The following is an 11,026-nucleotide window of genomic DNA, read 5'->3' on the forward strand; positions in this document are numbered from 1 at the left end:
TCTAACATAATCATTTGGCATTGGATGAAACCATTATTGGACTCCTATATCCCTAGTTGAGCGGATCGAAACGCTGCAATATTAGAGCTATAAACACCACTGGCAAACCTACACCCATGCAAATGAGAGCTTGGATAAATGTTAAAGGTGTGGTGTCAAACACTTGATTCATCATGCTCCACTGACTGAACAGACATTGTAAAATCACCACAACCACAATTCCGATCGCAGGTGCATAAGCTACGGGTGTGCGTTTACCTTGGATTCTCACGACTAGAGATGGTAAAAACTGGGTAATGCTTAACAGGTAAAAGACTTCTGCTGCCACCAATCCATTAATCGCCATCGTGCGAGCTAAGGCTTCATTGCCTGTAGTTTGAAGTATCCATTGAAACACTCCAAAAATTACCACCCAATTGAAAACAGAAATCGCTAATATGCGCTTAAGTAAACTACCTGATAAAAGCTTTTCTCTAGGATTGCGTGGTGGTTGCTGCATCACCTGTCCAGATTTTGGCTCAAAGGCGAGGGGAACAATCAACCCTACTGAACTGACCATGTTCAACCAGAGAATTTGGATTGGTAAGATGGGAAGCACGGTTGCCAGGAGAATGGCAATCAAAATCGTCATGGATTCTCCCACGTTGATCGGCAGCAAGAAGGCGATCGCTTTTCGCAAGTTGCGGTAAACACCACGTCCTTCCTCCACAGCAGCTTCTATTGAAGCGAAGTTATCGTCAGTTAGAAGCATATCCGCCGATTCTTTGGCAACCTCTGCCCCGGCTATGCCCATCGCTACACCAATGTCTGCCTGTTTGAGAGCGGGAGCATCATTGACACCATCTCCAGTCATGGCAACAATTTCACCTTGAGACTGCAACGCTTTCACCAGATGCAATTTTTGTTCTGGAGCAACTCGCGCAAATACCATACCTTGTTCAGCCGCTTGGGCGAATTCTTTTTCATCCATCTGAGCTAATTGTTGTCCGGTGAAAACCTGTTCTTCAGTCGAGCAAATTCCCATTTGGCGGGCGATCGCAGCTGCTGTGAGTGCATGATCCCCAGTGATCATCTTCACCTGAATCCCGGCAGATTGACAGGCTTTGACTGCGGCGATCGCTTCCTCACGGGGCGGATCGATTATGCCCTGAAGTCCCAAAAACACCAGTCCTTGATCGATATCATTACGCTCCAAGGATCGCTTAGTGGCAACTTCTTTGCTGGCAAAAGCTAGCACTCGTAACCCTTGGTTTGCCATACTAGCAACTTCCTGTTCCACTGCGGCAGCATTGAGAGGAGCTTGTCCTTGAGCATCAAGCATCTGATCGCATCGTTGGAGAATTGCCTCTACAGAACCTTTGAGATAAATGATATTGAGCGATCGCTTTGCATCTAATTCATGCAAAGTTGCCATGTATTGGAATTGAGACTCAAAAGGAATAGTGTCTATTCTAGGTAATTGCTCTAGATTCGCTTGTGTCAATCCCGCTTTATTGGCAACCGTAATCAATGCTCCCTCAGTTGGGGTTCCTACTAAGTCCCACTGTCCATCTCCCCATTCAATGTGAGAATCATTGCAGAGCAATCCTGCTTCCAGGGATTCCCAAAGAGCAATATGTCCATCTGCATTGAAATCAACAGGCTGTTGATCGATTAAGATTTCACCATCTGGGGCATAACCAATACCGCTAACGGTGTAGTGTTGCCCACCCGCATAAATCTTTTGAACCGTCATCTGATTTTCAGTTAACGTCCCAGTTTTGTCAGAGCAGATAACAGTAGTACTTCCCAAAGTTTCCACTGCGGGTAGCTTGCGAATAATTGCTTTACGTCGTGCCATCCGGGAAACTCCGATCGCTAAAGTGACGGTAACAATTGCAGGTAGTCCTTCTGGAATCGCGCTGACTACCAGAGCTACACTTGCTTTAAAAACATCAATCCAAGATTCGCCTTGTCCTAATCCAACTGCAAATGTCAGAGCAGCCAAACCTAAGATGACATACAACAAGGTTTTGCTAAACTTGTCAATATTTCGCGTTAGCGGTGTTTTCAGATTTGTGCTGCTTTCAATTAACTGTGAGATGCGACCGGTTTGGGTGGCATCTGCGATCGCTACTACAATCCCTTCTGCCTGTCCAAAATTAACAAAACTTCCTGCATACACCATATTGCTTCGTTCAGCTAACGGTGTTTCCACAGCCAGCGATGCCGTTGCTTTCTCCACCGGAACGGATTCGCCTGTTAAGGCAGACTCGTCAACTTGCAACCCACGCACACTTAATAGCCGCAGATCGGCGGGTACTTTATCCCCAGATGCCAGCAATACCAAATCACCAAGAACAAGTTCAGTCGAAGCTAGACGGGTTTTTTGACCATCGCGAATTATAGTTGCTTCGGTAGTGACGGCTTTGGATAAAGCAGCGATCGCGCCTTCTGCTTTCGATTCTTGAATGTAGCTAATGATGACGTTAATCAGGGTGACAGCAAAAATTACTCCCGCATCTATCCAATCTTTGAGCAGCAGCGTTACTACTCCCGCCGTCAGCAAAATATATAGTAGTGGTTGATTAAATTGCTCTAAAAATCGTAGCCAAGGGCTTTTTCCACTTTTAGTAGTCAGTTGATTTGCACCCATCTGCTGGTGTCGTTTGGTAGCTTCTTCATGGCTCAAACCTGCTTCGGGATGGCTGGTTAACGTTTGCACAACCTTTTGTTCACCCAGAGTATGCCATTCATAGTTGAGTAAATCTTTTGTTGTTTGGGCAAAAGTATTTGTAGCGATCGTATTTGCTGTCATCTCAGTTTCCAAATTGAAGTAACCGTTAAACTAATTCGTAATTAAGACTCATCAGATTTAATATCGATTTCTCTGTTTGAATCTCTACCTTTTTTTCAAATTTGTGTTAATAACGAGAATTTTTTGCTAAGTTCATAAATATGCCATTCCTGCACACCCCAATAACGGAGAATGGATTCTGCTTGCCAGATTTCATCTGCTGTTCCTTCTACCTTCACCAAAAATTTTTCTTGGCAGGTGGCTGGCTCACAGAGTCTAGCTTGCCTTTCGGGAGCAAACCAACCTTGAAATGCGCCATAAACACTGCCAAAAATTGCACTCGCTCCACCCGCTAGCAGTGTACTCACCACAGATTCAACCGCTAATGCCGGCCCAAAACCGGGAATAACTAATACGCCAAGTCCGGCTGTGAGTGCCAGGAAGCCCCCGGCTGTTCCTCCTGTAATTGCGCCTGCTTTAGCACCTTCGATCGGAGTTATGGGATGTTTACCCGCATTAACATCCTCGTGCAACTTTTCGTCTTCAGAGTCTAAAGTGAACACAGAAATTTTCTGCATGGGAAAGTCAATCGCTCTGAGTTCATCAAGCACCTGTGTTACAGCCTGACGGGTAGAAATGATACCGATCGCATTTTTAACTGGACTGAAATTCATCACAACCTCTCCTATCAAAATCAGTAAGTTTAAAACGAAGCTTTATTAATCTCAAAATAGTAAAAAACTATAGTTTTCTAGTGTGAGCATGAACCGTATTAGGTAAGAGATTCGTTTTAAACCTCAGTTAGCTTAGTTTCGTTTCTCTGCTTCTTTTCCAGGATTGCTGATGAATGTGAACGAAAAGTGAATAAATTGCTTATCGGGACTTAATTTCACTTTTAAATCACATTTGTCCCTCAAGCTAAAAGACAACAAAAGTGAATGAAGTAATTGATTATTGGAGCTGGATATGAGCTTTAAGAAGATTTTGGTGGCGGTCGATGATTCACTTGCGACTGCAACAGTATTTACAAAAGCGCTGGAGTTAGCCCAAAGAGATGCTGCTCAGTTAATGATTGGTTACAGCATTGAGCTAGCAGCTTCTAGTCAACTCACTGTGAACTTAGTAGACCTGGAAATAGAAACACAACAGGCACAAAGTTTACTCCATTTGTACTATCAGAAAGCGAAAATACTAGGCATTATGGCAGAATCCAGTTATCAAACAGGAGATCCTGGGACTAACATCTGTGATTTAGCCCGGAGTTGGGGAGCAGATTTGATTGTGCTTGGTCGTAGAGGACTTAAAGGATTTGCCGAACTTTTAGCAGGAAGTGTGAGCAATCACGTCGTTCATCACGCTCCATGTTCCGTTCTGGTTGTTCAAGGTCAGTAATTCATTGACAACTGTCTACCAACCGCCATAATTTTGCTGTTCAAACGTGAGTTTTCTACGAATAGTATTCATTATGCTTTACAACAAACAATCTAGTTTCCTCGTAGTCCACCAAAAAACTTTGCAGGGTTTATGGTAGGAAAATCAAGTTATTTTCTCCCCCTGCTCCCCCTGCTTTATCTGCCTGCCTTCACCCGTAATTTTTGGGCTTATCGAGTACTAGGACAACAATACATTGGGTTATTTTTAGCAGGAATAACCGTTTTAATTCTGGTTTTCCTATCAACTCATACCCATGAAAATCTATACTGAAATCGAAATTCAGGCATCCGATAAGCAAGTATGGAACTTACTCACTGATTTTGCCAGTTTTCCACATTGGAATCTGTTTATTCGTCAAATTAGTGGGTCGCTGAGTGAAGGGGCACAGCTAACTATTCACTTTCAGCCTCCGGGTACAAATATTATGACCTTTCGCCCGACTGTGATTACGGTAGAACCTAATCGCAAATTGCGCTGGTTAGGGCACTTTTTGCTCCCAGGATTATTTGACGGTGAACATAGCTTTATCATTGAACCGCTAGGAAGCGATGTCTACGACGGGCTACGCCTACGCGTCCGCTTCATTCAGCAAGCATCTTTCCAGGGTTTACTAGTACCTCTGTTGTCTCGTCGATATTTAATCGACGTTCGTCAAGGCTTTGAAGCCATGAACCAAACATTGAAAACCAAGGCAGAACGCATTAATCAAACTACGACTACTTCATTAAATCGCTAAATCGCTTTTTCAAGTCAACTGCTAGCATCACCTGTTGAGAGTTGACAGCAGGGCAGGAAGTGAGATACATAGTCGCCTAGAACATCAATAAGGTGATATCTGGCGACAAGCCCTTCTCTACGAGAGGCTGCGCCAACGGGTTTGAGGGTTCGCAAGACGCTCGTTCGCCCTTGGCGTCTCCCTTTGGGAGAAGACTCGCTAACGCTGCGCTAACGACGGGAACCGCCAGACGCTCGCGGACTCGCTAACGCTACGCTATCGCTTTTAGCGTCTCCCCTTGGGAGAAGACTGCGACCCCCTCACCGCTTTGCGTCTACGCACTGATGGTTGATTAGTTTGCAGTCGTTATCTGAAATCATCAGTCATCACTGAACGGGTATATAACCAAGCTCACTATCTTTGCATTTCCCCCTGTTGCATACAGCTTGAACTCTTTATTGGTTGAATTAGGAAAGAACAAACTGCTTAACACTACGCGTCCATCGCCCGCAAACACTTCTACCGAACTTCGATCCACGAGAATCCGAAGTTTTAAGAGGCTATTATTGGTGCCACTTGTCACAACAGGCACCTGAGTGATCTGCGAACTTTGATTAGGTTGGGCATTCATGAGGTTTGATACGAGTCGCTCAATTGTGGATGCTGCAAAAGGAACAGAGACAGACAACCATTTACCGATAAACCCAGACTCTTGTTGTTTTAATTCTGAAGTCGATCCACCGGCTTCAGAAGCAGAGCGCGTTAGTGATAACTCCCCCTTGTCGGCACCAGTACGTCGCCATGCCAACACCATTCCTTGTGCTGTATTACCCGATCGCAGATGAATCTTAATTTCAGAGTTCACTTTGGGCAAACCAGCAACATCAATTGCTAGGTCAGCATCGAATGCAGTGGAACGAAAATTCTTCAGCTCCTCTGGCGTCTTGTTAGTCAAGGGTTTATTCCGCAGCCGAGTCACACGCCCAAGCGCAGAATTTCTCAGAAGCGCTAGTTCTTGAACCGGAGTTTGAGTCAGCCAATAGGTGCCAGAATCTCTCATCAACCCCAAGTCTCGCGGAATGCTCAATTGCCCTCGCCACGGCGTTGTTGGAGTTTGGTGGGCATAATGCCAATTATTTTGCCAGCCAGCCAGGATGCGTCGTCCTGGAGTGCCAGACCAGGTTTGAGGCGCATAAAAATCTGAGCCAAAATCTATAGGTCGAGGCTGTGACTCCTGCTTGAACTGCTTCCCATCAAATTCGCCGACGATATAGAAGCTACGTGAGGTAAATTTTCGGGAGCTTTCACAGTCCTTTTTGAGTTTGGGGTCAGTGAGCGGCATTCCGGTACTGTCTCGAAGACCCTGGCATACCACAGGCGGAAGGAAACCTTCGCTGTAGGTCAGTATCCACTTGGTCTGGTTCGTCCCCGAATTGCTGATCGGTAATTCAAACAAATCTGGGGTTTCGACGAAAGGACCTAAAGTGGTGAGGCTGCTGTAGAGCGGGATAGAGGATAAAAGGTTCCATTGTCTCAGATTCGCAGATTCGTAAAGCTCGGCTTTATCTCCAACCGCTAACACCATAATCCAGCGTCCCTTATAGGGGAATACCTTCGGATCTCGAAAATCTGGCTTAGGAGGTGTCAAGTTAGGCAACACACTCTCCGGTGCTTTAAAGGACTCGCCCCCATTGCAGCTAGCCGCAAGCCACTGATCCTGGAGTGAAACAATAGGAGTGTTCTTGGTGAATATAGAAGCAACACAAAGGTTTGAGCAGTCGCAGGGGAACTGTCTTGCTGCCTCACCACTAACAGTCACCGCAGACCCCGAGAAAGGAGACCAGACTTGATTCTGATCGTCGCTACTGGGAAGGAGATCCATTGACGGACTGAACATCGCGTCTCTGCGCCCAGACCAGTGAACCAGATCGGTGCTAACTGCATGTCCCCAGTTAATTTGGCCATTAAGATCCCGGGAGAACGGAATTGCCTGATAGTAGAGATGGTACGTTCCGTTTACATAGACAAGACCGTTCGGATCGTTCATCCATCCCCATGAAGGAGCAAAATGAAACAAAGGTCTCCATGAACTGTTGGGATATTCCTGCACATTCAGCCGAACCGTTTCAGAACCTCCCTTGGAGTAATAAAGGTTTGGAGCGATTTTAACCGTCAGGTTAAAGTTCTGATCTTTAGGGACATTGAGAGGCACAGCAACTTCCAGTACAATTTGCCCTTTTGCTCTGCCCTGTCCAAGTCCTTTCTTACTGAGAAGCCTGACACCAATCCGCGCATCCGAGGAAGCGACCGAAGTCGCAAAATCGATCCCATCTCCGATCACAGTAATACGGCGTGTTTCACCCTGATGAACACTACCACCTCCAACAACCTTTTCGATCGCAGACCGAGCAGGCGCGGGAAAAATCAACAAAGCCGCGATCGCATAGAGTACAGAAACAGTACGCACCTTCATTGCTCTTCTCCAAACAATATCCCTGCAATTCCGGCTGAAACTTCACCACCTTGACGCAAGGAAGTGGATGGATGCATTACATACATATTAAATTTTCATGGTAAACATTTAATGCAGTAAACAAAAAATAATACTTTTCCGCTTTCTATGACACTCCATTCATGCAAGAACGTCATTAGTCAACAACTTCATAGCGTACTAACTTTCTAACATCCTCACGGGGTAGACCTAGTTCTTGGGCAATTGTCGCTTCTATTTGGCTGAATTCTATTGTTGGAAGTTCTAATTCCAGTCGCTTCAAGATGGGGTCTGCTGTTTCCACTTCTACCTGGGTAATTCTTTTAGTTCGGTTGACGGCAGCGTTAATGAGCAACACATTGACTGATACCCGTGCTTCAAGTTGAGTATCTGACTGAAGTTTTTTCTTCGTAGAGTAGGGTCGGCTTAACTCTTGAGCAGCTAGGAAATTACAGCCAAGCCAAAACACAACCGCTACCAGTGGTAGAGGCAACCAAAACTCTAATCCCAGCCCTTGCAGCCAACGTTTACTAACACGCCACACACTACACCTGCTTCTGATTTTGCTAGATCACAGTTCATGTATATCGTAATCAGGTAGACAATCCTCTGAAATCTGACTGATGAAAGACGTTGAGATTGCTTCAATGGATTATTCTAAACAAGCACAAGTGTATAAAGGTGATGAAAATCTTACTGGTAGAGGACGATCCAAAACAATTAATGCCGTTACAAATGGTTCTCTCTCAGGCTGGACACAGCGTCGATGGTGTCAAGGATGGTGAAACCGCTCAATGGCTTTTGGCTGAAAAAGAATATGACCTGCTGATTTTGGATTGGATGTTACCTCGGATTAGTGGAGTAAGTTTGTGTCAACAGTATCGGGCGGCGGGAAAAACAGCTCCCGTATTAATGATCACAGCAAAAGATACCATACCCGATAAAGTCATAGGATTAGATGCCGGAGCAGATGATTACCTGGTCAAACCGATTGATATCGTGGAGTTCATGGCACGGGTGCGGGCATTGAGGAGGCGATCGCCCCTTTGGCAAAGAGACACCCTCTGCTTGGCAGACTTGCAACTTCATCTCGATACACTAATTTTGGAGCGACAAGGGGCGATCGTATCCCTTTCCAGCCAAGAATTTCAGTTGCTAGAGTACTTCATGCGTCATCCTAAGCAAGTTTTGACTCGCAACCAAATTGAACAAGCCGTATGGGAGTGGGGTAGTGAGCCAGAAAGCAATGCAATTACCGTTCTAGTTCGTAAACTTCGCCAACGTTTGCAAACATTAGCAGCAGCCGATTGGATTGAAACTGTCTATGGTATGGGCTATCGCCTCAACCCTCCAGAAACATCTTGAGATTTAATAATGGCTACGCAGAGTAGAAATATAGTGTAGTTTAATTACTTGAAAAGCGTTGTAATTACGAATTACGAATTACGAATTACGAATTAGCATGAGTTGTGTTTAACCGCAGTCGTCGTAACTTAGCTCGTTGGTTTACCCTTTCAATGGGGTGCATTCTCATTCTCTTTGCTGGAGTCATTTATAATCTTGAGGTGAAAGACAAGCTCAAAGCATTAGATCAACTGCTTTATAAAAGAGCAGAGCTAATGGCTGCCAGTTCGCAGTATCGGCTGTATCAAGGACAAAAACAAGTCGATCTGAGCAATATACCGCTATTGGGTAGTGGTTCTCACCCCGCTGATATTGAACTGGTGTATGTTCGCTGGTATGACCCCGATGGCAAACTCAAGCGGTTTTTTGGTACTCCACCTCTAGAGCAGTTAGAAATAGCATCTGAGTTTCTCACGATTAAGTCTGTTGACCAGTTTACAGGTAAGACGCTTTGGCTTCGTCAAGTCACTCTACCTGTTCAAGGAGGAAATTCGGTCATCGGTTATCTGCAAGTTGCTATCCCACTGACAGAAACTCAAAACGAGCTCAGAGAATTTCAGTTAATATTGACCCTTGCTGTACCTGTAGCACTGGGGTTGATTGGACTTACAGGTTGGGTACTCAGTGGCATAGCTATGCAACCCGTTCAGCTAGCCTATAATCAACTGCAACGCTTCACATCAGATGCTTCTCATGAGTTGCGATCGCCCCTTTCTGCGATTTTGACCAATGCCCAAGTTGGGTTACTAATAGCAGCAGACTATCCCCAAATTCATCCCTCAGTGGAGAACATCATCGATAGCGCCAAGTCGATGAGTACCTTGGTCAATAACCTATTGCTGTTAGCTCGGCATCAGGGAAAATTAACTCCCGAATCTCTTAAAAAGGTTAATCTTAATAGTTTGCTAGAGAATTTAGCTGTTTATTACAATACTGTTGCTGCAAAAGCGTCGATCGAGTTGATCAGCCATTTACCAAAACAACCTATTGAGTTGTCGGCTGACCCCGATTTGTTGCGGCTAGCTGTGGAAAACTTACTCAACAACGCTTGCAATTACACTCCGTCTGGTGGAACTGTCTGGTTACGCTTAGAATCTCATCCAGATCGGGCAGTAATTCAGGTCATCGATACTGGAATTGGAATTCCAGAGGCAGATTTACCTTACATTTTTGATCGCTTTTACCGGGTTGACACAGAACGTGCTAGAGAAAGCGGCGGATTTGGGTTGGGATTAGCGATCGCTCAACAAATTATCCAGGCCCACGGCGGTCATATCCATGTGATGAGCAATGAGGGTAAAGGCTCGACGTTCCAGATAAAGTTACCACTTTTTAGCCATTCCTAAATCACCTTTAATAAATGTGTAGCAACTCGCCAACAGAGAAGGCACTGTTAGCCAATTCAAGTTAAATAGCCCAAACATGTAACTACCTACTTCTACGGAATGTAGGTTCTAAATTAAGAGATTCGACGACGGCGGGAAATAAAGTAAACCCCCAACAAAGCAAGTCCTCCGAGAGTTGTAGGTTCGGGAACAGAGTGAGTTTTATCACCAACAGATGGAATTTTTATACCAACATAGAACTTTTCAACCACAACAGGTGGAATTTCAACTGCAACAGGTGGAGTTTTAATCACAACAGATGGAGTTTTAATCGTAATAGGTGGAGTTTCAACCACAACAGGTGGAGTTTTAACCGCAACAGGTAAAGTTCCAAGGGCAGCAGCTAAAGTTTCAATGCCAACAGGTGGAGTTTCAACGGCTTTGGAACAATTAGCCGAGCTACCTTTATTAACAATTCCTAATGTTGCATTAGCGTCTAAACAGATACCGACTGTGGCCAAATCAGCGATTTGTACTCCCAGGTTGGCTTTTGCATCAGCTTGAGTACTTTGTTGATCGGCTTTAATTCCAACCGCAGCTTGACCAGTGGTTTGGACGAGTTGTGTTGGGTTATCCAAAGATGGTAGTTTAACTTGACTTGGGTCTTTTACTTGTGCAGTTGTTTTAGAATCGGTTGCAACTCCAGCCAATTGTCCAACGGTGGTATTAGTTGTCTCTTGGACAGTAGTTTTAACGCCTTTTGCGACTTCAGCAGTAGCAGTATTAGTAGTTGTGGTTACACTTTTTAAAGTTTCAAGGGTAGCAACTAAAGTTTCAATGCCAACAGGTGGAGTTTCAACGGCTTTGGAACAATTAGCCGA

Annotated in this window: 10 protein-coding genes; 5 read left to right on the forward strand and 5 right to left on the reverse strand. The window is 44.9% G+C overall.

Annotated features, from left to right (window positions below; translation table 11 throughout):
* Window positions 1–52: 52 nt before the first annotated feature.
* Both ACFE93_RS00815 and ACFE93_RS00820 read right to left on the reverse strand, forming a co-directional pair.
* Entirely contained in the window at window positions 53–2,797 is a 2,745-nt protein-coding gene (locus ACFE93_RS00815) for a cation-transporting P-type ATPase (RefSeq protein ID WP_375471568.1), read from the reverse strand.
* A gap of 95 nt (window positions 2,798–2,892) precedes the next feature.
* Window positions 2,893–3,450, reverse strand: coding sequence for a hypothetical protein (locus ACFE93_RS00820; protein ID WP_375471569.1), 558 nt, complete (start codon window positions 3,448–3,450; stop codon window positions 2,893–2,895).
* A gap of 292 nt (window positions 3,451–3,742) precedes the next feature.
* Here ACFE93_RS00820 and ACFE93_RS00825 point away from each other — a divergent pair, with 292 nt between their 5' ends.
* Window positions 3,743–4,168, forward strand: coding sequence for a universal stress protein (locus ACFE93_RS00825; RefSeq protein WP_375471570.1), 426 nt, complete (start codon window positions 3,743–3,745; stop codon window positions 4,166–4,168).
* Window positions 4,169–4,463: 295 nt separating this feature from the next.
* Window positions 4,464–4,946 (forward strand): SRPBCC family protein, encoded by a 483-nt coding sequence (locus ACFE93_RS00830; protein ID WP_375471571.1) that lies wholly within the window; start codon window positions 4,464–4,466, stop codon window positions 4,944–4,946.
* Window positions 4,947–5,304: 358 nt separating this feature from the next.
* On the opposite strand, the gene ACFE93_RS00835 is transcribed toward ACFE93_RS00830, so the two are convergent.
* Window positions 5,305–7,266 carry a glycoside hydrolase family 32 protein gene (locus ACFE93_RS00835; RefSeq protein ID WP_375471595.1) on the reverse strand — a complete coding sequence of 654 codons (1,962 nt, stop codon included), beginning with the start codon at window positions 7,264–7,266 and terminating at the stop codon, window positions 5,305–5,307.
* Between the two features lie 24 nt (window positions 7,267–7,290).
* Between ACFE93_RS00835 and ACFE93_RS00840 the strand changes: the two genes are divergently transcribed.
* On the forward strand, window positions 7,291–7,452 hold the full coding sequence (locus ACFE93_RS00840; protein ID WP_375471599.1) for a hypothetical protein: 162 nt from the start codon (window positions 7,291–7,293) through the stop codon (window positions 7,450–7,452).
* Window positions 7,453–7,573: 121 nt separating this feature from the next.
* Here ACFE93_RS00840 and ACFE93_RS00845 read toward each other — a convergent pair whose 3' ends face one another.
* Window positions 7,574–7,960 (reverse strand): hypothetical protein, encoded by a 387-nt coding sequence (locus tag ACFE93_RS00845; protein ID WP_375471572.1) that lies wholly within the window; start codon window positions 7,958–7,960, stop codon window positions 7,574–7,576.
* A 140-nt stretch (window positions 7,961–8,100) separates the two neighbouring features.
* Between ACFE93_RS00845 and rppA the strand changes: the two genes are divergently transcribed.
* The gene (gene rppA / locus ACFE93_RS00850; protein ID WP_375471573.1) at window positions 8,101–8,781 is read left to right on the forward strand and encodes a two-component system response regulator RppA; all 681 of its coding nucleotides are present in this window, start codon (window positions 8,101–8,103) and stop codon (window positions 8,779–8,781) included.
* A 104-nt stretch (window positions 8,782–8,885) separates the two neighbouring features.
* Window positions 8,886–10,166, forward strand: coding sequence for a sensor histidine kinase (locus tag ACFE93_RS00855; protein ID WP_375471574.1), 1,281 nt, complete (start codon window positions 8,886–8,888; stop codon window positions 10,164–10,166).
* 113 nt (window positions 10,167–10,279) lie between these two features.
* On the opposite strand, the gene ACFE93_RS00860 is transcribed toward ACFE93_RS00855, so the two are convergent.
* On the reverse strand, window positions 10,280–11,026 hold a 747-nt coding region (locus tag ACFE93_RS00860), incomplete at its 5' end, for a PEP-CTERM sorting domain-containing protein (protein ID WP_375471575.1).

Source organism: uncultured Nostoc sp. (assembly GCF_964247315.1).
Lineage (GTDB): Bacteria > Cyanobacteriota > Cyanobacteriia > Cyanobacteriales > Nostocaceae > Nostoc.